Source organism: Streptomyces sp. NPDC097129, assembly GCF_055668065.1.
On sequence record NZ_JBVOQE010000001.1, the window covers coordinates 498,332 to 520,641 of the forward strand.

Annotated in this window: 23 protein-coding genes; 8 read left to right on the plus strand and 15 right to left on the minus strand. The window is 73.3% G+C overall.

Annotation, left to right across the window (positions count from 1 at the left end):
- Positions 1–8: 8 nt before the first annotated feature.
- A complete protein-coding gene (locus AC0B9F_RS02225; protein ID WP_471998314.1) occupies positions 9–1,043 on the minus strand; it encodes an LLM class flavin-dependent oxidoreductase in 1,035 nt (344 codons plus the stop codon).
- Positions 1,044–1,049: 6 nt separating this feature from the next.
- Positions 1,050–2,078, minus strand: a complete 1,029-nt coding sequence (locus tag AC0B9F_RS02230) for a methyltransferase (protein ID WP_471998315.1) — start codon at positions 2,076–2,078, stop codon at positions 1,050–1,052.
- 159 nt (positions 2,079–2,237) lie between these two features.
- Here AC0B9F_RS02230 and AC0B9F_RS02235 point away from each other — a divergent pair, with 159 nt between their 5' ends.
- The 7 genes from AC0B9F_RS02235 to ahcY all read left to right on the plus strand — a co-directional run bounded on the left by AC0B9F_RS02235 (position 2,238) and on the right by ahcY (position 12,264).
- Positions 2,238–2,924: an SDR family NAD(P)-dependent oxidoreductase gene (locus tag AC0B9F_RS02235; RefSeq protein WP_471998316.1), complete on the plus strand. Its 687-nt coding sequence runs from the start codon at positions 2,238–2,240 to the stop codon at positions 2,922–2,924.
- 914 nt (positions 2,925–3,838) lie between these two features.
- Positions 3,839–4,183: an antibiotic biosynthesis monooxygenase family protein gene (locus tag AC0B9F_RS02240; RefSeq protein WP_471998317.1), complete on the plus strand. Its 345-nt coding sequence runs from the start codon at positions 3,839–3,841 to the stop codon at positions 4,181–4,183.
- Between the two features lie 45 nt (positions 4,184–4,228).
- Positions 4,229–5,422, plus strand: coding sequence for a methionine adenosyltransferase (gene metK, locus AC0B9F_RS02245; protein ID WP_471998318.1), 1,194 nt, complete (start codon positions 4,229–4,231; stop codon positions 5,420–5,422).
- 34 nt (positions 5,423–5,456) lie between these two features.
- Positions 5,457–6,428: a carbohydrate kinase family protein gene (locus AC0B9F_RS02250; RefSeq protein ID WP_471998319.1), complete on the plus strand. Its 972-nt coding sequence runs from the start codon at positions 5,457–5,459 to the stop codon at positions 6,426–6,428.
- Positions 6,428–9,901 carry a methionine synthase gene (metH, locus tag AC0B9F_RS02255; protein ID WP_471998320.1) on the plus strand — a complete coding sequence of 1,158 codons (3,474 nt, stop codon included), beginning with the start codon at positions 6,428–6,430 and terminating at the stop codon, positions 9,899–9,901. Before AC0B9F_RS02250 ends, metH begins: the two co-directional genes overlap by 1 nt.
- A 3-nt stretch (positions 9,902–9,904) precedes the next feature.
- On the plus strand, positions 9,905–10,816 hold the full coding sequence (gene metF / locus AC0B9F_RS02260; RefSeq protein ID WP_471998321.1) for a methylenetetrahydrofolate reductase [NAD(P)H]: 912 nt from the start codon (positions 9,905–9,907) through the stop codon (positions 10,814–10,816).
- Between the two features lie 14 nt (positions 10,817–10,830).
- Positions 10,831–12,264: an adenosylhomocysteinase gene (gene ahcY, locus AC0B9F_RS02265; protein ID WP_471998322.1), complete on the plus strand. Its 1,434-nt coding sequence runs from the start codon at positions 10,831–10,833 to the stop codon at positions 12,262–12,264.
- A gap of 141 nt (positions 12,265–12,405) precedes the next feature.
- On the opposite strand, the gene AC0B9F_RS02270 is transcribed toward ahcY, so the two are convergent.
- The 11 genes from AC0B9F_RS02270 to AC0B9F_RS02320 are packed head-to-tail and all read right to left on the minus strand — an operon-like array spanning position 12,406 to position 20,668.
- Positions 12,406–14,067: an FAD-dependent monooxygenase gene (locus AC0B9F_RS02270; protein WP_471998323.1), complete on the minus strand. Its 1,662-nt coding sequence runs from the start codon at positions 14,065–14,067 to the stop codon at positions 12,406–12,408.
- Position 14,068: 1 nt separating this feature from the next.
- Positions 14,069–14,998 (minus strand): NAD(P)-dependent oxidoreductase, encoded by a 930-nt coding sequence (locus AC0B9F_RS02275; protein ID WP_471998324.1) that lies wholly within the window; start codon positions 14,996–14,998, stop codon positions 14,069–14,071.
- 6 nt (positions 14,999–15,004) lie between these two features.
- Positions 15,005–15,328 (minus strand): antibiotic biosynthesis monooxygenase family protein, encoded by a 324-nt coding sequence (locus AC0B9F_RS02280; protein ID WP_471998325.1) that lies wholly within the window; start codon positions 15,326–15,328, stop codon positions 15,005–15,007.
- Positions 15,318–15,638, minus strand: coding sequence for an antibiotic biosynthesis monooxygenase family protein (locus AC0B9F_RS02285; RefSeq protein ID WP_471998326.1), 321 nt, complete (start codon positions 15,636–15,638; stop codon positions 15,318–15,320). The genes AC0B9F_RS02280 and AC0B9F_RS02285 overlap by 11 nt, the downstream gene beginning before the upstream one ends.
- Positions 15,638–16,393 carry an SDR family NAD(P)-dependent oxidoreductase gene (locus AC0B9F_RS02290; RefSeq protein WP_471998327.1) on the minus strand — a complete coding sequence of 252 codons (756 nt, stop codon included), beginning with the start codon at positions 16,391–16,393 and terminating at the stop codon, positions 15,638–15,640. Before AC0B9F_RS02290 ends, AC0B9F_RS02285 begins: the two co-directional genes overlap by 1 nt.
- A gap of 37 nt (positions 16,394–16,430) precedes the next feature.
- Complete coding sequence (locus AC0B9F_RS02295; protein WP_471998328.1) at positions 16,431–16,886, minus strand: anthrone oxygenase family protein; 456 nt, start codon at positions 16,884–16,886, stop codon at positions 16,431–16,433.
- A 9-nt stretch (positions 16,887–16,895) separates the two neighbouring features.
- Positions 16,896–17,360 (minus strand): SRPBCC family protein, encoded by a 465-nt coding sequence (locus tag AC0B9F_RS02300; protein WP_471998329.1) that lies wholly within the window; start codon positions 17,358–17,360, stop codon positions 16,896–16,898.
- 33 nt (positions 17,361–17,393) lie between these two features.
- On the minus strand, positions 17,394–18,614 hold the full coding sequence (locus AC0B9F_RS02305) for a ketosynthase chain-length factor (RefSeq protein ID WP_471998330.1): 1,221 nt from the start codon (positions 18,612–18,614) through the stop codon (positions 17,394–17,396).
- A 13-nt stretch (positions 18,615–18,627) separates the two neighbouring features.
- Positions 18,628–19,902, minus strand: coding sequence for a beta-ketoacyl-[acyl-carrier-protein] synthase family protein (locus tag AC0B9F_RS02310; protein WP_471998331.1), 1,275 nt, complete (start codon positions 19,900–19,902; stop codon positions 18,628–18,630).
- Positions 19,899–20,336, minus strand: coding sequence for a cupin domain-containing protein (locus tag AC0B9F_RS02315; protein ID WP_471998332.1), 438 nt, complete (start codon positions 20,334–20,336; stop codon positions 19,899–19,901). The genes AC0B9F_RS02310 and AC0B9F_RS02315 overlap by 4 nt, the downstream gene beginning before the upstream one ends.
- Positions 20,333–20,668 carry a TcmI family type II polyketide cyclase gene (locus AC0B9F_RS02320; RefSeq protein ID WP_471998333.1) on the minus strand — a complete coding sequence of 112 codons (336 nt, stop codon included), beginning with the start codon at positions 20,666–20,668 and terminating at the stop codon, positions 20,333–20,335. Before AC0B9F_RS02320 ends, AC0B9F_RS02315 begins: the two co-directional genes overlap by 4 nt.
- A gap of 158 nt (positions 20,669–20,826) precedes the next feature.
- On the opposite strand from AC0B9F_RS02320, the gene AC0B9F_RS02325 reads away from it, so the two are divergent.
- Positions 20,827–21,207: a SchA/CurD-like domain-containing protein gene (locus AC0B9F_RS02325; protein ID WP_471998334.1), complete on the plus strand. Its 381-nt coding sequence runs from the start codon at positions 20,827–20,829 to the stop codon at positions 21,205–21,207.
- A 232-nt stretch (positions 21,208–21,439) separates the two neighbouring features.
- Here the strand turns inward: AC0B9F_RS02325 and AC0B9F_RS02330 are convergent, their stop codons facing one another.
- A complete protein-coding gene (locus AC0B9F_RS02330; protein ID WP_471998335.1) occupies positions 21,440–21,892 on the minus strand; it encodes an anthrone oxygenase family protein in 453 nt (150 codons plus the stop codon).
- Positions 21,889–22,278, minus strand: coding sequence for a SchA/CurD-like domain-containing protein (locus tag AC0B9F_RS02335; protein ID WP_471998336.1), 390 nt, complete (start codon positions 22,276–22,278; stop codon positions 21,889–21,891). The genes AC0B9F_RS02330 and AC0B9F_RS02335 overlap by 4 nt, the downstream gene beginning before the upstream one ends.
- Positions 22,279–22,310 lie beyond the last annotated feature (32 nt).

Genomic DNA, 22,310 nt, shown 5'->3' on the forward strand with positions numbered 1-22,310 from the left:
CGGACGGCTCACCTCTCCCCCGCGGACAGCCCGGCCCGGCGGTGCGCCTCGGCCACGGTTTCGAGGACGGCGATCCGCTGCTGCGTCGTGGCGGCGTACGGCGAGATCCCGAGGGTGGTCACCCCGGCCGCCGCGAACTCCGTCAGCCGCCGGGAGATCCGGGCGGGCGGCCCGAGCAGCGAGGTGGAGTCGATGAAGTCCAGCGGCACCGCCTCCGCCGCGCCCCGCTGGTCACCGGCCCGGAAACGGTCCTGCACCTGCTCGGCCGCCGACTCGTGGCCCATCTGCGCGGCGAGCCGGAAGTAGAAGTTGTTCTCCCGGTCGCCGAGGCTCATGAACCGGGCGACGTAGGGCCGGACCGGTTCGGCGGCCTGGCGGACGTCGTCGGCGACCGCGGCCGGCGCGGAGACGAAGGCGTCGAAGCCGTCCATCTCCTTGCCGGCCCGCCGGCGTCCGGTGCGCAGCGCGTCCAGGGCCCGCTTGGCGTGGTCGGGCGTGCAGAAGACGCCCACCCAGCCGTCGGCGATCTCCCCGGCCAGCTCCAGACTGCGGGGGCCGACCGCCGCCAGGTAGACGGGCAGGCCGGCGCGGACCGGGCCGGGGAGCCGGAAGGCGCCGGCGTCGCTGCCGGGCAGCGGGAGCGGATAGTGCCGTCCCGGATACGTCACCGGCTCCTGGGCGAGCGTGCGGCGCACGATCTCGACGTACTCCCGGGTGCGGGCGAGGGGCCTGGCGAAGGGGGCGCCGTGCCAGCCTTCGGTGACATGGCTGTTGGAGATGCCCAGTCCGAGCCGGAACCGCCCCCCGGACAGGCCGTCCAGGGTCGCCGCGGCCAGCGCCATGGCGACCGGGGTGCGCGCGGGGATCTGGATGACGGTGGACAGCAGGCCGATCCGGCTGGTGTGCGCGGCCACCCAGCCGAGCACCGAGATCGCGTCGGAGCGGAAGCCCTCGGGGGCGGCGACGACGTCGAAGCCGAGCCGTTCGGCCTCCTGCGCGGTGCGACCGCAGTCCTCGGGCACGAGGTTGATCCCGAGCCGCATGGCGGGTCATCCTTCCTTGTGGCCGATGACCAGCGAGTCGGTCTGACTGAGCACCTTCGCCTCGGTCCGGGCGAAGCCGGCCTCGGTCATCCAGCCGCGGCACTCCTCGACGGAGTACTCGGAGCCGCCGTGCGTGACCAGCAGCATGTCCAGGCTGATCAGCAGGTTCACCAGGTCCGCGGGCCGTTCGTCGACCATCCGGTCGTACACCAGCAGGGCGCCGCCCGGCTCGACGGCCTCGTACGCCTTGCGGATCAGGCCGAGGCGCTGCTCGGCGGACCAGTTGTGCAGCACATGCCCCATGATCAGCACCTGGCCGGAGGGCAGCGGGTCCTGGAAGAAGTCGCCGCCGGTGAAGCGGATCCGGTCCTGGGTGCCCAGGCGCTTCATGTGCTCGTCGAAGGCGGGCGCGACGTGGGGCAGGTCGAAGACGTGGCCGGTCAGGTGCGGGTGCTCGGCGATGATCAGCGCGGAGAGGTTTCCGCGGGCGCCGCCGATGTCCACGAAGGTGCGGTGGGCCGTGAAGTCGAAGGCCGCGGCCAGCTTCGGGGCGACCTGGCTGTTGAGGGAGTCCATCATGGCCAGGAACTGGTCGAGGTGCTCCCGGCTGTCCGCCATCTGCGCGACGATGTCGCCCTCCTTGCCCTTCACCTGCGGCTCACCGGTGCGCAGCGCGGCCGTCAGGTTGGTCCAGGCCGGGTAGAGCATGGAGTTGGCGCGCTCCAGGAAGCCTCCGGCGTAGGAGGGCTTGGCGCGGTCCAGGAAGCGGTCGGCGGCGGTGCTGTTGTGGTAGCGGTCGCCGTCCGTCTCCAGCAGGCCGAGCGTGACGAGCGCCGTGACGAAGTCGCGGGCGCCGCGCGGGTGCAGGCCGGCCGTGTCGCACAGCTCCGGCAGGGTGAGCGGCTTCTCGGCGAGCGTGGAGAAGACGTCCAGTTCCAGAGCGCTGAGCAGGATTTTTGCATCGCAGAAGGCAGTACCGAGCCGGATGAGACCCTCGGGGCTGGACACATCCGCAGCAGAAGTGTGAGTCGTCACCGACAAGTCCTTTCTCCTGATGACGGGACGCCCTGGATGGTTCAGCACCGGCCTCGAAGCCCGCTGGAGCGGGCCGCCGACCCCCTGGGCACCAGCGTGAATCGAGGGCCGGGCGGCATCCTCCGGGCGTCGGCAGTGGCCAGTGGAGGGAGAGACGCGATGACGGATCAGCGGGTGGCGCTCGTCACCGGTGCCAACCGGGGGCTGGGCCGGGCGGTGGCCGCGGAACTGCTCGGGCGGGGGCTGCGGGTGGTGGTGACCGCGCGGGACGAGGCGGCCGCGCGGGACGCGGCGCGGGAACTGGGTGCGGGCGCCGAGGGGTTCGGCCTCGACGTGAGCAGCGCGCCGAGCGTCGACCGGGCCCGGATCGCCGTCGGTCCCGTGGACGTCCTGGTCGGGAACGCGGGTGTGCTGCTGGAGGACGGTGCGGGCGATCCGCTGACGGTGCCGGTGGAGGTGGTGCGGCGGACCCTGGAGGTGAACCTGCTGGGCTCCTGGCGGGTGGCGCAGGCGTTCGTGCCCGGCATGGTCGAACGCGGATGGGGCCGGGTGGTGTTCGTCTCCAGCGGCACCGGCTCGTTCAGCAACGGCCTGTTCACCGGCAGCCCCGGCTACGCGGTCTCCAAGGCGGCGCTCAACGGGCTGACCCAGATGCTCGCCGCCCGCACCGAGGGCACGGGCGTACTGGTGAACGCCGTCAACCCGGGCCCCACCCGCACCCGGATGATGCCGAACGGCCGCCGCAGCGCCGAGGAGGCGGCGCTGGACGTCGTCGACGCGGCCCTGCTCCCGGACGACGGCCCCACCGGCACCTTCCGCCGCGGCGACCAGGTACTCGCCTGGTGACGGCCCGGCCGCCGGCCGAGGCGGCCACCGGCCCCGCCTACGGCGGACCGGGCGAGGCCGCCCTGCGGCGGACCGGGCGCGTGACGGCCGACCTGCGGAGGGGGCGGGCGGGCGACGGCCTTCCTGCGGCGGACCGGGCTGGTATCGGCCGGCCTGCGGCAGACCGGGCGAGGGGGCGGGCGGGCGACGGCCGGCCTGCGGCGGACCGGGCTGGTATCGGCCGGCCTGCGGCAGACCGGCCGACGACGGGCGGGGCTGCGACCGGCCGGTGACGGACCGGCAGGGTCCACCCAGCCGGCGACGGACCGGCCGGCCACCGGCCGCCAGGTGCCCCACGGGCCAGGACCGCCCACCGGCGACGAACCGGCCGACCACCGGCCGCCAGGTGACCCACCGGCCGCGACAGCCGAGTCGGCGACCAACCGGCCGGTGACGGATCGGCCGCGACGGGCCGGGGGGCGACCGACCAGGACCGCCCAACGGGCGAGGACCGGCCGAGCGGCCGCCAGGTGACCCGTCGGCCGCGACCAACCCGCCGACGGCCAACCGGCCCCGGCGGGCCGACCGTCCCGGTAACCGACCCAACAACACCCTCCCGACCGGCGACGGACCGGCCGGTGACGGACCGGCCGCGGGGCCGGGCGGCGACCGACCGCACAGCACCCGCCCGACCGGCGCCGAACCGGCCGGCGACGGATCGGCCGCGCCGGGCCGGGCGGTGACGCAGCGACCCGGACCGCCCAACCGGCGACGGACGAGCCGGCCACCGGCCGCCGAGCGACGGGCCGACCACCCGGCGACGGGCCGGCCGGTGAAGGGGCGGTCGGCGCGGCGCTGGCTCAGGGCTTGAGCCTTCCTCGATGGGGTGTTGGAACGGTTCCCCGGCCGAGTCACCGACCGTGAGGAGATACGCCATGGACCATGGCGCCGGTCCGCGCCCGCCCTTCCGGGTGCTGCTCAGGATGGAGATCCGCCCCGGCGCCGAGCCGGAGTTCGAACGCACCTGGCTGGAGATCGGCACCCGGATCGCCGCGGAGCCCGCCAACCTGGGCCAGGCGCTGGTCCGGGACGTCGAGGACGGCGGCGTCTACTGGGTCATCACCGACTGGACCGACGAGCGTGCCTTCCGCGCCTTCGAGCTCAGCGCCGCGCACGTCGACAACCGCCGCCAGCTGCAGCCGTTCCGGGCCGGCGGCGAGATGCGGCTCACCCAGGTCGTGCACCAGCTCCGGCCCGCCGCCCCGGCGCCGCCGCGCTGAGAGCCCGTCACCGACACCATCACCGACACCCAAGGAGCATCTCCCGTGACACGTCGTCTGTTCACCTCGGAGTCGGTCACCGAGGGCCACCCCGACAAGATCGCCGACCGGATCAGCGACAGCGTGCTGGACGCGCTGCTCGCCCAGGACCCCACCTCCCGGGTCGCCGTGGAGACCCTGATCACCACCGGTCAGGTGCACGTCGCGGGCGAGGTCACCACCAGGGCGTACGCCGACATCGCCACGCTGGTGCGCGAGGCCGTGCTGGAGATCGGCTACGACTCCTCGGCCAAGGGCTTCGACGGCGCCTCCTGCGGCGTCTCGGTCTCCCTCGGCGCCCAGTCCCCGGACATCGCGCAGGGCGTCGACACCGCCTACGAGGCCCGGCTGGGCGACGAGGTGGACGACCTGGACCGGCAGGGCGCCGGCGACCAGGGCCTGATGTTCGGGTACGCCTGCGACGACACCCCGGAGCTGATGCCCCTGCCGATCTCCCTGGCGCACCGGCTCGCCCACCGCCTCGCCGAGGTCCGGCACGACGGCACGCTGCCGTACCTGCGCCCGGACGGCAAGACGCAGGTCACCATCGAGTACGACGGCGACCGGGCCGTCCGCCTGGACACCGTGGTGGTGTCCTCGCAGCACGCCGCGGACATCGACCTGGACTCCCTGCTGACCCCCGACATCCGCGAGCTCGTGGTGGAGCCGATCGTGCGGGAGCTGCCGATCGGGACGGAGGGCTACCGCCTGCTGGTCAACCCGACCGGCCGGTTCGAGATCGGCGGCCCGATGGGTGACGCCGGCCTGACCGGCCGCAAGATCATCGTCGACACCTACGGTGGCATGGCCCGCCACGGCGGCGGCGCGTTCTCCGGCAAGGACCCCTCCAAGGTGGACCGTTCGGCGGCGTACGCGATGCGCTGGGTCGCCAAGAACATCGTCGCGGCCCGTCTGGCGCGCCGGGCCGAGGTGCAGGTGGCGTACGCCATCGGCAAGGCCGAGCCGGTGGGACTGTTCGTGGAGACCTTCGGCACGGAGACCGTCCCGCTGGAGCGGATCCAGCACGCGGTGCTGGAGGTCTTCGACCTGCGGCCGGCCGCCATCATCCGCGACCTGGACCTGCTGCGGCCCGTCTACGCGCAGACCGCGGCCTACGGCCACTTCGGCCGCGAGCTGCCGCAGTTCACCTGGGAGCGCACCGACCGCGCGCAGAAGCTGGCCGCCGCCGCGCGCGCCTGACCACCCGATCCCCGACGGACCCGAGGAGGCACCGGTGCGTATCGCTGTCACCGGCTCGATCGCCACCGACCACCTGATGACCTTTCCCGGCCGCATCGCCGACCAACTGCTCGCCGACCGCCTGGAGAACGTCTCCCTGTCCTTCCTCGCCGACCGCATGGAGGTGCGGCGCGGTGGCGTCGCGGCCAACATCGCGTTCGGGCTGGCCCGGCTCGGGCTCAGCCCGGTGCTGGTCGGCGCGGCCGGACTGGACTTCGCCGACTACCAGGTGTGGCTGAAGCAGCACGGCGTGGTCGTCGACCATGTACGGATCAGCGACACCCTGCACACGGCCCGCTTCGTGTGCACCACGGACCTGGACCAGAACCAGATCGCCACCTTCTACGCCGGGGCCATGGCCGAGGCGCGGGAGATCGACCTGGCCGCGGCGGGGCGGTTCGACCTGGTGGTGGTGGCCCCGGACGACCCCGCGGCGATGGTCCGGCACACCGGGCACTGCCGCCGCGCCGCGATGGACTTCGCGGCCGATCCCTCGCAGCAGCTCGCCCGGCTCGACGGGGACGAGGTGCGCTCGCTCGTCGCCGGCGCCCGGTTCCTGTTCACCAACGAGTACGAGGCCGGTCTGCTGACGGAACGCAGCGGCTGGACGGAGCAGGAGGTGCTGTCCCGGGTCGGCGCCTGGATCACCACCCTCGGCGCCGAGGGCGTCGTCGTGCGGCGGGCCGGCCGGCCGGCGCTGACCGTGCCGGCGGTGCCGGCGCGCGCGGTCGCCGACCCGACCGGCGTCGGCGACGGCTTCCGGGCCGGCTTCCTCGCCGGCGTCGCCCGCGGCTGGCCGCTCCAGCGGGCCGCGCGACTCGGCTGCGCTCTGGCCACCACCGTCCTGGAGTCGGTCGGCACGCAGGAGTACGCGCTGTCCCAGGACGCGCTGCTGGCCCGCGTCGCCGACGCCTACGGCCCCGACGCGGCCGGCGAGATCGCGCCGGGCCTGGCGGGGGTGGCGTGATGGGACAGTCACCCGGCACGCTGCGCGAGGCCCTGGCCACCCGGGTGGTGGTGGCCGACGGCGCCATGGGCACCATGCTCCAGGCGCAGGAGCCGACACCGGCGGACTTCCAGCAGGCGGAGGGCTGCAACGAGGTCCTGAACGTGACCCGCCCGGACATCGTGCGCTCGGTGCACGACGCCTACTTCGCGGTCGGCGTGGACTGCGTGGAGACGAACACCTTCGGCGCGAACCACGCGGCGCTCGGCGAGTACGGGATGTCCGAGCGGGTCTTCGAGCTGTCCGAGGCCGGGGCGCGCCTCGCGCGCGAGGTGGCCGACTCCCATACCGCACGCGACGGGCGTCCCCGGTGGGTACTGGGCTCGATCGGCCCCGGCACGAAACTGCCGACGCTCGGCCACACCACGTTCGACGTGATCCGCGAGGGCTACCGGCGCAACGCGGCGGGTCTGATCGCGGGTGGGGCGGACGCGCTGCTGGTGGAGACCAGTCAGGACCTGCTGCAGGCGAAGGCGGCGGTGCTCGGCTGCCGGGGGGCGCTGGCCGAGGCGGGGCTGGACCTGCCGGTCTTCGCGCAGGTGACGGTGGAGACCACCGGCACGATGCTGCTGGGGTCGGAGATCGGCGCCGCGCTGACCGCGCTGGAACCGCTGGGCGTGGACTTCGTCGGCCTGAACTGCGCCACGGGCCCGGCGGAGATGAGCGAGCATCTGCGCTACCTGGCCCGGCACGCCCGGGCCGGTCTGTCCTGCATGCCGAACGCCGGGCTGCCCGTGCTGGGCAAGGACGGCGCGCACTATCCGCTCTCCCCCGACGAACTGGCCGCGGCGCACGACACCTTCACCCGCGAGTACGGCGTGTCGCTGGTGGGAGGCTGCTGCGGCACCACGCCGGAGCATCTGCGGGCGGTGGTGGAACGGGTGCGGGGCCGCGAGCTGACTCAGCGCCGGCCCCGGCCCGAGCCGGCGGCCGCGTCGCTGTACCAGTCGGTGCCGTTCCGGCAGGACGCCTCCTATCTGGCGATCGGCGAGCGGACGAACGCCAACGGTTCGAAGAAGTTCCGCGAGGCGATGCTGGCCGGTGACTTGCAGGCGTGTGTGGAGATCGCCCGGGAGCAGATCCGCGACGGCTCGCACCTGCTCGACCTGTGCGTGGACTACGTCGGCCGCGACGGTGTGGCGGACATGCGGGAGATCGCCGGCCGGCTGGCCACCGCCTCCACGCTGCCGATCGTGCTGGACTCCACCGAACCGGAGGTGCTGCTGGCCGGTCTGGAGGTCCTCGGCGGCCGGGCGGTGCTGAACTCCGTCAACTACGAGGACGGGGACGGCCCGGACAGCCGCTTCGGGCGGATCGCCGCGCTGGCCCGCGAGCACGGCGCCGCGCTGGTCGCGCTGACGATCGACGAGGAGGGCCAGGCCCGCACGGCCGAGCGGAAGGTGGCGATCGCCGAGCGGCTGATCGCGCAGCTCGCCGGCGAGTACGGCATCGAGGAGGGGGCCGTCCTGGTGGACTGCCTGACCTTCACCCTCGCCACCGGGCAGGAGGAGTCGCGCCGCGACGGCGTGGAGACGATCGAGGCGATCCGGGAGCTGAAGCGCCGCCACCCCCAGGTGCAGACCACGCTGGGCCTGTCGAACATCTCCTTCGGTCTGAACCCCGCTGCGCGCGCCGTGCTGAACTCCGTGTTCCTGGACGAGTGCGTCAAGGCGGGGCTGGACTCGGCGATCGTGCACGCCTCCAAGATCCTGCCGGTCGCGCGGATCCCGGCGGAGCAGCGCGAGGCGGCGCTGGACCTGGTGTACGACCGGCGGCGGGAGGGCTACGACCCGCTGCAGCGGCTGCTGACCCTGTTCGAGGGCGTGAGTTCCGCGTCCGTGAGGGAGTCCCGGGCCGAGGAGCTGGCCGCGCTGCCGCTGGAGGAACGCCTCGAGCGGCGCATCATCGACGGCGAGCGGGCCGGTCTGGAGGCCGACCTCGACGAGGCCCTCGCCTCCCGTCCCGCCCTGGAGATCGTCAACGAGACGCTGCTGAACGGCATGAAGGTGGTCGGCGAGCTGTTCGGCTCCGGCCGGATGCAGCTGCCGTTCGTGCTCCAGTCCGCCGAGGTGATGAAGGCGGCGGTGGCCCATCTGGAGCCGCACATGGAGAAGTCCGACGCGGCGGGCAAGGGCACCATCGTGCTGGCCACCGTCAAGGGCGACGTCCATGACATCGGCAAGAACCTGGTGGACATCATCCTGTCCAACAACGGCTACCGCGTGGTCAACCTGGGCATCAAGCAACCGGTCTCCGCGATCCTGGAGGCCGCCGAGGAACACCGGGCCGATGTGATCGGCATGTCGGGTCTGCTGGTCAAGTCCACGGTGATCATGAAGGAGAACCTCCAGGAGCTCAACACCCGTGGCCTGGCCGCCCGTTACCCGGTGATCCTCGGCGGCGCCGCCCTGACCCGCGCCTACGTCGAGCAGGACCTGCACGAGATCTACCAGGGTGAGGTCCGCTACGCCCGCGACGCCTTCGAGGGCCTGCGGCTCATGGACGCCCTCAGCGCCGTCAGACGCGGGGTGCCCGGCGCCGCGCTGCCCGCGCTGCGCCCACGCCGGCACGCCCGGGCCGCGGCCGGCGAGCCGGAGCCCGACCTCGGCCAGGTGCGCTCCGACGTGGCGGTGGACAACCCCGTTCCGGTGCCGCCGTTCTGGGGCGAGCGGATCGTCAAGGGCATCCCCTTCGCGGACTACGCCTCCTGGGTGGACGAGGACGCGCTGTTCAAGGGCCAGTGGGGGCTGAAGCCGACCCGTTCGGGCGGTCCGTCGTACGAGGAACTCGTCGAGCGCGAAGGGCGGCCGAGGCTGCGGATGTGGCTGGACCGTCTGCAGACCGAGGGCTGGCTGGAGCCCGCCGTGGTCTACGGCTACTTCCCCGCCAACTCCAAGGGCGACGACCTGATCGTGTACGACCGCGACGGCTCCGAGGTGACCCGTTTCACCTTCCCGCGCCAGCGCCGCGGCCGGCGGCTGTGCCTGGCGGACTACTTCCGGCCTGAGGAGTCCGGCGAACGGGACGTGGTGGGCCTGCAGGTGGTGACGATGGGCAACCGGGTCTCCGAGGCGGCGGCCGAACTGTTCGCCGCGAACGCCTACCGGGACTATCTGGAGCTGCACGGCCTGTCGGTGCAACTGGCGGAGGCGCTGGCCGAGTTCTGGCACGCCCGGTTCCGCCACGAGCTGGGCTTCGGGGCCGAGGACCCGGCCGACGTGCGGGACATGTTCCAGTGCCGGTACCGGGGCGCGCGGTTCTCCCTCGGCTACGGGGCCTGCCCGGAACTCGCGGACCGGGCGAAGATCGCCGAGCTGCTGAGGCCGGAGCGGATCGGCGTGGTCCTGTCCGAGGAGTTCCAGCTGCACCCGGAGCAGTCCACCGACGCCCTCGTCGTGCACCACCCCGAAGCCCTCTACTTCAACGCGAGGTAGGCCATGCCCCAGCGACGGCCCGGTCTGCGCGAGGCGCTCGCGGCAGGCGAACGCACCTTCTCCTTCGAGTTCTTCCCACCGAAGACGGACGCCGGGGAGCGCAGGCTCTGGCAGACGATCCGCAGGGTCGAGGCGCTGGCCCCGACGTTCGTCTCGGTCACCTACGGGGCCGGCGGTTCCTCCCGCGACCGTACGGTGTCCATCACCGAGCGGATCCTCACCGACACCACCCTGCGGCCGGTGGCCCATCTGACCGCCGTCGGCCACTCGCGGACCGAACTGCGCCGCATCATCGGCCGCTACGCCGACGCCGGCGTCCGGGACGTGCTCGCACTGCGCGGTGACCCCCCGGGCGACCCGCGCGGCGCGTGGGTGGCGCACCCCGACGGCCTCACCCACGCGGGGGAGCTGGTCGCCCTGCTGAAGAGCGCCGGCGCGTTCACCGTCGGCGTCGCCGCCTTCCCCGAACGGCACCCGCGCTCACCCGACTGGGAGAGCGACATCCGGCACTTCGTCGCCAAGTGCCGGGCGGGCGCGGACTTCGCCATCACCCAGATGTTCTTCCGGGTGGAGGACTACCTGCGGCTGCGCGACCGGCTCGCCGCGGCCGGATGCGGCACCCCGGTGATTCCCGAGATCATGCCGGCGACCGGCTTCGACCAGATCCGCCGGTTCGCACAGCTGAGCAACGCCACCTTCCCGACGGACCTCGCCGACCGCCTGCTGGCGGCCCGCGAACACCCCGGGGACGGGCACCGCATCGGTGTCGAGCACGCGACCGCGATGGGCGCGCGGCTGCTCGCCGAGGGCGCGCCCGGGCTGCACTACATCACCCTCAACAGCTCGTCCGCCGCCGTGGAGATCCACCGCAACCTGGTCCCCGGGCGGACCTCTTCCCTGCTCACCGCTGCCTGACCACTGGAGCCCCCATGTCCTTGTCCCACGACGACTTCAAGGTCGCCGACCTGTCCCTCGCCGCGTTCGGCCGCAAGGAGATCGAACTGGCCGAGCACGAGATGCCCGGCCTGATGGCGATCCGCGGGGAGTACGCCGGGGCGCAGCCCCTCAAGGGCGCCCGGATCACCGGTTCGCTGCACATGACCGTCCAGACCGCGGTCCTCATCGAGACCCTGGTGGCGCTCGGCGCCCGGGTCCGCTGGGCCTCCTGCAACATCTTCTCCACCCAGGACCACGCCGCCGCGGCCATCGCCGTCGGCCCGGACGGCACGCCCGAGAACCCGCAGGGCGTCCCGGTGTTCGCCTGGAAGGGCGAGACCCTCCAGGAGTACTGGTGGTGCACCGAGCAGGCGCTGACCTGGCCGGGCGCCGACGGGCCCAACATGATCCTGGACGACGGCGGCGACGCCACCCTCCTGGTCCACAAGGGCGTGGAGTACCAGAAGGCGGGCGCGGTGCCGGACCCGTCGACGGCCGACAGCGAGGAGTTCCGGATCGTCCTCGAACTGCTGGGGAACTCCGGCCGGGACTGGGTGACGCTCGCCGCCGGCATCCGCGGGGTGACCGAGGAGACCACCACGGGGGTCCACCGGCTGTACGAGATGCACCGCGACGGCGCGCTGCTGTTCCCGGCGATCAACGTCAACGACGCGGTGACGAAGTCGAAGTTCGACAACAAGTACGGCTGCCGCCACTCCTTGATCGACGGCATCAACCGCGCCACCGACGTGCTGATCGGCGGCAAGGTCGCCGTGGTGTGCGGCTACGGCGATGTGGGCAAGGGCTGCGCGGAGTCGCTGCGCGGCCAGGGCGCCCGGGTGATCGTCACCGAGATCGACCCGATCTGTGCGCTGCAGGCCGCGATGGACGGCTACCAGGTCACCACGCTGGAGGAGGTCGTCGAGACGGCCGACATCTTCGTCACCACGACCGGCAACAAGGACATCATCCGGGCCTCGCACATGGAGCGGATGAAGCACCAGGCGATCGTCGGCAACATCGGCCACTTCGACAACGAGATCGACATGGCGGGCCTGGCGAAGCTGCCCGGCGTGGTGAGGACGGAGATCAAGCCGCAGGTCCACGAGTGGCGCAAGGCCGACGGCCGCACGCTCATCGTGCTGTCCGAGGGGCGGCTGCTGAACCTGGGCAACGCCACCGGCCACCCGTCGTTCGTGATGTCCAACTCGTTCGCCAACCAGACCATCGCGCAGATCGAGCTGTTCACCCGGACCGGCCAGTACCCGGTCGGGGTGCACGTGCTGCCCAAGCACCTGGACGAGAAGGTCGCCCGCCTCCACCTGGACGCCCTCGGCGTCAAGCTGACCACCCTCACCCCGGCGCAGGCCGAGTACATCGGCGTGCCGGCCGAGGGCCCCTACAAGCCGGACCACTACCGCTACTGAGCAGCGCGCCGGCCCCCGGCCGCCGTGGCACGGCGGCCGGGGGCCGGCCCCTGCCCGGGCCGGGGAGCGCGGAGCAGCACAAAGGCGCCGGCCGCGAAGGGTGTCCTTCGCGGCCGGCGCCCTCGGCCCGGGTCCGCGCCGTCAGGTGGCCGGTCCCGCGGGGGCGGTGGGACGGGCGAGGAGGCGGTGCAGGACGGAACGCAGGGTCCGGTCGGGGAACATCGGCGTGTCGGCGCAGCGCCAGGCGACCACGCCGTCGGGCCGCACCAGGACCGCGCCCTGCGCCCCGACGCCGTACAGCCGCGGCCACCGGCCGTCGACGTCGGTCAGTCCGTCCCCGATGGCGTGCACCGTCAGCGGCACGCGGAGGTCGCGTGCGACGGCGTCGGCGGCGGCCCGCCACGCGCCCTCGCCCGCGCCCGTGAGCAGCACCGGCCCGGAGCCGAACAGGTCCAGCACGGACAGTTCGGTGCCGTCCCGCCGCAACCGCAGATGCGGGGCGCGGCCGCCCACCCGCCCGTCGATGCGCGCGGACCACACGCCCCGTCCGGGCAGGACCCCCTCGTCCCAGTCGCTCACGGCCCCGGAGCGGTAGCGCCAGGACAGCCAGACCTGGAGGTCGGCCACGATGTCCGGGTCCGCGGGCCGCTGTCCCCCGGGCCCGCCGAGCAGCCGGGGCCGGTCCCGGGAGCGCAGCGCGGCCTGCTCGGCCGTGGCCCGGGCGACGGGCCGGCGCTCCTCGTCGTAGGTGTCGAGGAGTCCCGGACCGGCCCAGCCGCGCAGGACGGCGGCCACCTTCCAGGCGAGGTTGTGGGCGTCCTGGATGCCGGTGCTGGAGCCGAAGCCGCCGCTGGGCGGCATCACATGGGCGGCGTCCCCGGCCAGGAACACCCGCCCGTCCCGGAACCGGTCCGCGGTCCTCGCCGCACCCTCCCAGGGGGCGACGGTAAGGATCTCCGGGCTGAGGTCCCCCACGCCCGTGGCGGCCCGCACCAGGTCGGCGCACCGTTCCTTGGTGAAGGACGCGGCGTCCGTCACGGCCGGGTCGTAGGTGAGGTGCAGCAGCCACTCGGTGGCGTTGTCCAGCGGCAGCAGCGCACCGGTCACCTCCTCGCCGAACAGGTGGCACAGCAGGAACCGGCGGCCCGCGAGCTGCTCGGTGAGGTCGACGCGGAAGTGGACGTTGACGTACGTCCCGAGCACGTCCCCGGCGAAGGGGATGCCGAGGGCGTCCCGGATCCCGCTGTGCGCGCCGTCGGCCGCGAGGAGGTACCGGGCCGTGAGCGTGCGCTCGGCGCCGGCGGCGTCCCGGACGCGGGCGGTGATCTCCTCGCCGGGAGGGCCGTCCTGGGTGAAGGAGAGCAGCTCGGTGTGGAAGCGCAGGTCGGCGCCGAGCCGTTCGGCGCGGGCCCGCAGGACGTCCTCCAGCTCGCCCTGGTGGCACAGGCACCAGCCGGCCGGCGACAGCTCTCCCAGGTCGGCGCCCACGTCGACGACGTACGTCTCGTCGAGCGCGCCCAGTTCGGGGCCGGCCAGCGAACGTGCGGCGATCACCCCCGAGTTGCCCGCGAGCAGCCGGGCCGAGGGCGTCGCGCGGATCTCCGCCTCGACGCCCGCGGCCCGCATCAGCTCCATGGCGCGCGGATGGACGCCGCGGTTGCGTGGCTGCCCGGAGAGTTCCGGCTGCCGCTCCACCAGCAGGCAGCTCACGCCCTGCTGGGCGAGGAAGACGGCGGCGGACAGTCCCGCGAGTCCCCCGCCGGCCACCAGCACCTCGGGCCGCGGGCCGGCACCCGGTCCCATCTCACCCTCCTTGCCGCGGCAGGTGCTCGACGAGCACCGACGCGTCCTTGTCCCCGTCGCCGGCGGCCAGCACCTCGACGAACCGTTCCCGCACCGCGTCGAGGACGGGCATGGCGGTGCCGTGCCCGGCGGCCGCCTCCAGCGCGATCCGGATGTCCTTCTCCATCAGCTCGGAACGGAAGAAGGCCGGCTCGTAGCTGCGCTTGAGCATCAGCTCGGCGCGGAACCGCATCACCATCGAGCTGAAGCCGCTCGCGGAGACCACCCCGATCAGCTGATCGCGGTCCAGGCCGGCGGCGGTGCCGTAGGCGACGGCCTCGGCGAGCGCGGCGACCTGGGCGCCGAGCAGCAGGTTGAGGATGAGCTTCAGGCTCGCGGCGGTGCCGGGCGCCCCCGTGTGGACGACCTCGCTGCCGATCGCCTCCAGCACCGGGCGCGCCTCGTCCAGGTCCTCGGGCCTGCCGGCGGCGAACACCCGCAGCTCCCCTGTGCGGGCCTGCAGCGGGTTGCCGACGACGCACGCCTCGACCCGGCGCAGCCCCTTGTCCGCGAGGCGGGCGGCGGCCTCGCGGGCGTAGCCGGGCGAGACGGTGGAGGTGTCCACGATGACGGTGCCGGGCGCAAGCACCGGGACCACCTTCTCGAACAGGATCTCCTCGACGGCCTTCTCGTCGCTGAGGCTGAGCACGACCAGGCGGTGGCCCGCCGCCGCCCGCTCCGGGGCGTCGGCGAGGCGGGCGCCCGCCTCGGCCAGCGGCGCGGCCTTGTGCGCGGTCCGGTTGAACACGGTCAGCGTGTGCCCGGTCTCCAGCAGCCGCCGGGCCATGCCGCCGCCCATGTTGCCGAGGCCGATGAACGCCAACTGACGTTTCGTCATGGTGGGTTCTCTTCTCTTGTGATCGCTGGGCGGGTGAGTCGGAGCGACGCGCACGGGCGCTCAGTACGCGGCGTCCACTTCGTAGACGGCGAACGGGACGCCGGCGCGGGTGTCGCGGAAGGGCCGCAGCGGCGCGGTGTCCTCGCGGTGCTCCGCGCCCGCCTCCCACGCCGAGAACGCCTCCATCGACTCCCAGCGGCTCATCACCGCGAGCACGGTCGGGTCGGCGGGGCTGCGCAGCAGTTCGTTGCCGAGCATGCCGGGCACGCCCGCGAGGCGTTCGCTGACCTGGTGGTAGGCGGCGCGGACCGCGCCGAGCTGCTCCTCGTCGTACGCGGCCTGGTACACCACGACGCGGACCTCGCCGCCGCCGTCACCGGGCATCGGCGGCCGCCCTGCCCTCGATGCCGTGCAGCACCTCCATGACGTGGAAGGTGCCGCCTTTGCGGAAGGGGTGGAGGGTCGCCCGGTGCTCCAGGTGGGCGGGGCTGTTCTCGAACGCGCGGAAGCGCGGCTCGTCCACCCAGTCGCTGACGATGACGTACGTGCTGCCGGGCCCCGCCTCCCGGGACAGCGACTGCCCCAGGTTGGCGGGGTGCCCGGTGACCGCCTCGGTGCCCGCCAGCCAGGCCCGCTCGAAGTCGGCCTCCCGGCCCGGCTCGATCTCCATGCGCAGCATCACCCGGAAGGCCATCAGGAGATCCCCCCGTCGACGCCGATGGTGTTGCCGGTGACGTACCGGGACAGGTCGCTGGCCAGCCACAGCACGGCGCCCGCGACCTCGTCGGGGGTGCCGAGCCGGCCGAGCGCGGTCTTGGCGCCGTAGCGTTCGGCCATCAGCCGGCGCTGGTCCTCGGGCAGCTTGTGGAAGTTCTCGGTCTCGATGACGCCGAGGGCGAGGATGTTGAAGCGGATGCCCTTGGGCCCGAACTCCCTGGCCAGGGAGCGGTTCAGGCCGGACAGCGCGGCCTTGGTCATGGTGTAGTGGGCGCGCAGCGGGACGCCGGCGTCCACGGCGCGCGAGCCGATCGACACCACCGAGGAGCCGGCGCCGAGCAGCGGCAGCGCGTGCTGGATGACGAGGTGGGCGCCGGTGACGTTGGTGGTGAGGATGCGCTGCCACTCCTCCAGCGGCAGCTCGGCGTACGGGACGTGGCTGATCGCACCCGCGTTGTTGACGAGCAGGTCGAGGCGGTCGCCGTGCAGTTCGCGCACCTTCGTCAGCAGGGCGGCTATGTCGTCGGGCCGGGACAGGTCGGCGCGCAGCACATGGTGGTCGCCGCCGGTCTCCTTCAGCTCCCGCTCCAGGGAGGTGACGTACTCGCTGTCGTGCTGGTAGCAGGTGACGACGTCGACGCCGGCGCGGGCGAGCGCCAGGACGACGCCCCGGCCGACACCGCGGGTGCCGCCGGTGACCAGGGCCTTCTTGCCCTTGAGGTCGAGATCCATGGGTGTTCCTCCGTAGCCGTCGAATCGGGAAGGTCCGTCACAGCAGGAAGCCGAGCGCGGCGCAGTTGGCGACGAGCGCCGCGATGGTGAGCAGGCTGCGGCGGCGGTTCCAGGCGCCCCACGCGGTGCGGGGGTCCCGGAAGTCCGCCGGCAGGTGGTCCGGGTCGATGGTCCGCATCCACCGGTTGACCGGAGCGTTCTTGGTGACCGAGATCAGCGCGGTGGCCGCGGCGAGCACACCCGACACGGCGAACAGCGTCCGCGCCGGGGCGCCGTCGCCGGCCGCCGCGAGCACCGCGTCGAGGACGACGGTGCCGACCAGGCAGATCGGCATCGCCGGGTCGTAGCGCTGTCCGAAGAACGCGTGGGCGTGCACGTAGCGGTCGGTGGGCAGCGAGGCGAGATAGGGGAAGCCGCCGAGCTGGGTGCCGAGGAGCACGCCGGCGGCCAGCCCGTTGAGCAGCAGCAGCGCGGGGGCGAGAACGTTCAGCACGGGTGCTCCTCAGCGGGTCAGGGCCCGTGCCGCGGCCTCGACGCGCTCCTTGATGAGCTTCATCTGCACCTTGGTGTTGACGTTGAGGTGCTCGGTCATCGCGTCGTCGGTCGCCGGCGCCCCGGGCTTCATGTGGAAGTCCTGCACCCAGCGCATGCGGACGCCGCCGCCGGGTTCCTCGGTGTACTCCCAGAAGATGTGCATGAACTCGAAGGGTCCGGTCTCCACGCGCTCGGCACGCACCGTGCGGGTGGCCGGGTCGCTGGTCCGCCGCGACACCCAGCTCCAGACGTTGCCGTCCTCGTCCGGGTGCATGGTGAGGCGGAAGACGACGGTGTCGCCGTCGCGCTCCAGCACCTCGGCCAAGGCGTACTCGCTGAACAGGTGGGGCCAGTTGGGGACGTCGTTGGTGATCTGCCAGACCACGTCCAGGGGGGCGTCGATGACGATGTGGTTGTCGGTGTGTCCAGCCATGGCAACTCCGTACGGTCGTGACGCGGGTAGGGGTCAGCGGCCCAGCACCAGGGCCGAGGTGAAACCGCCGTGGCCGCGCGCGAGGACCAGCGCGTGCCGCAGCGGCAGCTCGCGCGGGGCGGCGGTGACCAGGTCGATGTCCAGCCCCGGCGCGAGGTCGCGGACGTGCGCGGTGTGCGGGATCACGCCGTCGCGCAGCGCGAGCAGCGCGGTGGCCACGTCCAGCGGCGCCCCGCCGCCGTAGAGGCGGCCGGTGAGGGTCTTCGGCGCGGTGACGGGGACGCCGCGCGGGCCGAAGACGGCGGTGATGGCCTCCGCCTCGGCGCGGTCGTCCGCCGGGGTGCCCGAGGCGTCGGCGAAGACGACGTCGATGTCGGACGGTGTCAGCCCGGCGTCGGCGACGGCCCGCTCGGCGGTACGGCGCAGGGCGCGCGGCCGACCGGACTCGGGCGCCGGGTCGAAGCCGGCGGCGTGGCCCAGCACCCGCCCGTAGCCGGTGCCCAGGCCGCGCTCGGCGGCCGCCTCGGCACGCTCCAGGACGAGGATCGCCCCGCCTTCGCCGGGCAGGTAGCCGCCGGCCTCGGCGTCGAAGGGCACATAGGCCCGCTCCGGGTCGGCGACGGTGGACAGCTTGCCGGTGGTGAGCTGCGCGGTCAGGCCGTAGGGGCACAGCGAGGCGTCGGTGCCTCCGGTGAGGACCAGCCGGGATCCGCCGCGCAGCAGTCGCCTGGCCTGGGCCACGGCGTCCAGGCCGCCGGCCTGCTCGCAGGCCAGCACCCCGCACGGGCCGCGCATCCGGTGCCGGATGGACAGCTGTCCGGTGGTGGCCGCGTAGAACCAGGCGATGGACTGGTAGGCGCCGACCCAGGCGGGGTCGTGCTGGTAGAGGGCGGTCATCTCGTTCTGGCCGAACTCGGTGCCCCCGGAGGACGACGAGGTGACCACGGCCATCTCGTACTCGCCGATGGCGGTGAGGTCGGCGCCGCAGTCCGCCAGGGCCGCCTCGCCGGCGGCCAGCGCGAGATGCGTCCAGTGGTCGGTCTGCGCGATCAGCCGGCTCGGCACGCGCTCGGCGGCGTCGAAGCCCGGCACCTGGCCGGCGTGGCGGACCGGGTAGGGGGACGGGTCGAAACGCTCGATGCGCCCGATGCCGGACTTGCCGGCCAGGACGGCGGCCCAGTGGGCGTCGACGCCGATCCCGGTGGGCGCGCAGATCCCCAGCCCCGTCACGACGGGGGCGCTGGCGATGGTCATCGTCACTGCCCTTTCATGCGGCGGCCGCGGCGGTGCCGGGCCGGGTGAGCACCATGGCGCTCTGGAAGCCGCCGAAGCCGCTGCCGACGGTGAGCACCGCGTCCATGGCGTGCTCGCGGGCGGTGAGGGGCACGTAGTCCAGGTCGCACAGCGGGTCCCGGGTCCGCAGGTTCGCCGTCGGCGGCACGACCTGGCGGTCGAGCGCCAGGGCGCAGGCGGCCACCTCGATGGACCCGATCGCGCCCAGCGAGTGCCCGACCATCGACTTGATGGAGCTGACCGGGATGTCGTAGGCGTGCTGCCCGAGGCTGCGCTTGAACGCGGCCGTCTCGTGGCGGTCGTTCTGCTTGGTGCCGGAGCCGTGCGCGTTGACGTAGCCGACGGCGGCGGGGTCCAGCCGGGCCCGGTCCAGAGCGACCGTGATGGCCTCGGCCAGCTCCCGCCCGTCGGGCTTCAGACCGGTCATGTGGTACGCGTTGCTGCGGCTGGCGAAGCCGGAGATCTCGGCGTAGATGCGGGCGCCCCGGGCGAGGGCCGCCTCACGTTCCTCGACGACCATCACGGCGGAGCCCTCGCCGAGCACGAAGCCGTCGCGTTCCCCGTCGAAGGGGCGCGAGGCGTGCTCCGGGTCGGCGTTGTTCGGGGTGGTCGCCTTGATCGCGTCGAAGCAGGCGGAGGTGATGGGCGAGATGGGGGCGTCGGTCGCGCCGGTGATCACGACGTCGGCCGATCCCTCCTCGATGAGCTGCACCCCGTGCCCGACGGAGTCCAGGCCGGAGGTGCAGCCGGTGGAGACGAGCGCGACGGGGCCCTCGGCCCCGGCCTCCCAGGCGACCTCGACCGCCAGGGTGGACGGCACCATGTAGCCGTACAGGTGCGGTACGCCGTACTCGTGGTCGACGAGCCATTTGCGGCCGCTGTCGGAGAGGGTGACGTACTCCTCCTCCAGGCCCATGGTGCAGCCGACGGCGCTGCCCAGGGAGACCGCGATCCGCCCGGGGTCGAGGGCGGACAGCTCGAGACCGCTGTCCGCGACCGCCTCCCGGGCGGAGACCACCGCGAACTGCGCGGCGCGGTCCATCCGTCTCACCTGACGGGGCGTCAGCCCGGCGGTGGCCGCGTCGAAGTCCACCTCGGCGGCGACCTGCGAGCGGAACGCCGCCGGGTCGAACAGGGTGATCCGCCGGGTGGCCGTACGGCCCTCGGACAGCGTCCGCCAGAAGGCCTCCCGGCCCACCCCGCCCGGCACGACCGCGCCGATGCCGGTGATGACGGCGCGTCGGGTCACCGGGCACCGCCCACGTCCGGGTTGGCCTGCCCGGGGCGCTGCGCCTTCTCGGTGTCGACGTGGCCCAGCTCGGGGCGCGGCGCGAGGGGCGACAGGTGGAAGGCGCACCGGGCGGTGTCCTCGCCGGTGTTGACGAGGCGGTGGCGTACGCCGATCGGCACCAGCAGCGAGTCGCCGGGGCCCAGCGTCACGACGTCCCGCCCGTCCAGGGTCATCTCCAGGGTGCCGGCGACGACGTGCAGGAACTCCTCGGAGTACGGGTGGTAGTGCTCGGTCACCCAGTCCCCGGGCTCCAGGGCCAGGACGCCGCCGAAGCCGGAGGTGCAGCCGACCGTCTTGGGGCTCAGGGTGACCCGGAGGTCGCCGCCGCGCTTGGTGTTGGCCTCGACCTCGTCGGCGGCCACCTTCACGGTGCGGGTGATGGCGGTGGTCACTGGATCCGTCCTCCGTCCTTGGTCCAGATGTAGAAGGGCCGGGCCATCGCGTCCCTGGGCTCCTTCCAGTTCGGGTCGTACGGCTCCACGCACTGGGCGAGCCGGGTGTTGATGTCGTCGTAGAGCGGGTGGCTGCGCGCCCGGTAGAGGTTCGGGCCGATGTCGTCGTCGGCCTCCACGAGGTGGAAGTACAGGCCGTGGAACGTGAACAGCGTGCGGCGGCTCACGCCGATCATGTGCGGCAGGTCGGTGGCGTCGGACTCCGCGAAGATCTCGGCGATGTCGTCCGTCTTGTCCGGCCGGAGCTTGGCGACGATCAGAGTGCGGTGCACGGGTCCTCCCGGCGGTCGGTGGTCACACGGGAACGTCGCACCGCGGTCTGGAGGGCCGCTCGAACTCTCCTCCAGCGAGGGGACTTCGAGCGCGGCCCGAGGCGCCACGGCTGTGCTGGCCGGACCGTCCACCGACAGGCAAGGGAAAGGGCACGGGCATGCCGTTCGCAGCGATCACGTACGACATCAAGCCGGGCTACGAGAAGGAACTGACGGCGATCTTCGGCGACTTCAAGCGGGTGCGGAGCAGCCGGGTCGAGGACGCCTCGGGTGAGCAGGCCGGCACGATCCTGGCCACCGCGGTCTTCCTGCGCGACGACACGCTCGTCCGGGTCATCGAGTACACCGGCGACCTGGAGGCCGTCGCCCGTCACATGGCCTCGCAGCCCGGCGTGCGGGAGGTCGAACGCAAGCTGAAGCCGTACCTCAGCAAGCCGCGGGACACCGACACGGTCGAGGGTTTCGTGGCCACCTTCCGCCGCAGCCTGCTCACCACGGTCGCCCAGATCTCCGCCCGCGACACACCGCCAGGGGCGTGATCCGGGGGCCGGGGTCGGGGACGGGGGCGCTCGGCCGGCCCGCGTCTCTCGCGGGGCATCGTCGGCCCGTGGCCCCCGTCGCGGCGGCAAGGCCGCTGTGGGCGTGGTGCACGGTCCCGGCGTGCCCGCCGCGGCGGTCGCAGCCGGTACCGGGCCGTCCGCCGGGTACGCGTGAGGGCGCGGGGCACGGTCGTCGTCGACCGTGCCCCGCGCCCTCACGCGTCGGCGTCGCTCACATCACCGTCACGGCGGCCGCGGTGACCCCGAGGGCCAGGACGGCCAGGACCGTGCGCAGATGGTGGAAGCGGCGCCACAGCGGACGCGGGTCCTCCCAGTCCGCCGGGATGACGGCCGGGTCGGTGATCGCCTTGACCCGGCGGTTGATCGGCACGTTGCACAGGTGGGACACCCCGGACACCCCGAGCATCAGCACCGCCGCCACCGCGAACAGCGGCCGCGCGGTGCCGCCGTGAGCCACCGCCAGCGCCACGTCGACCAGCGTGCTGCACAGCACGATGACCGGCATCGTGGGATCCCAGTTCCGGCCGAGCAGTTGGTGCGCGTACACGTACGTGCCGGTCTCCATCGCGAACAGCGCGGGCAGCACGCTCAGCGCGACGGCGAACAGCACCCCGGCGGTGACGCCGCTGCCGAGCAGGGCCGCGACGGCCAGCACGTCGGTCATGACGCCGCGGCCCCCGCGGGGTGGGTGTCGACGCTCAGCTCGACGACCGTGCGCATGGTCGCGTCGCGGAAGTACTCGGCGAACGCCTGGGGCGAGGTGGTGTCCCGCGGCTCGGCGAGGTAGGGCGTCAGCTCGGCCTCCGCGGTGTGGACGCCCTGCTGCCGGGCCATGTGCCGCCCGATCGCCGCGAAGTCGCCCTCGTAGTGGATGACCCGGACGACGACGTCGTCCTTGAGGAAGACGGCCGTGCCGAGCAGCCGGCCGGCCTGCTCACCGTCGCCGCCGGTGAAGTCCGGGGTGTCGACCCGCTGGAACTTGGCGAAGATCTCGGCGATCTCGTCCTCGAACCCGGGCTTGACCCGGTACGTGATGGCTGCGTAGGGCATCAGATTCCTCCGTCGACTGCGCTGGTGGTACC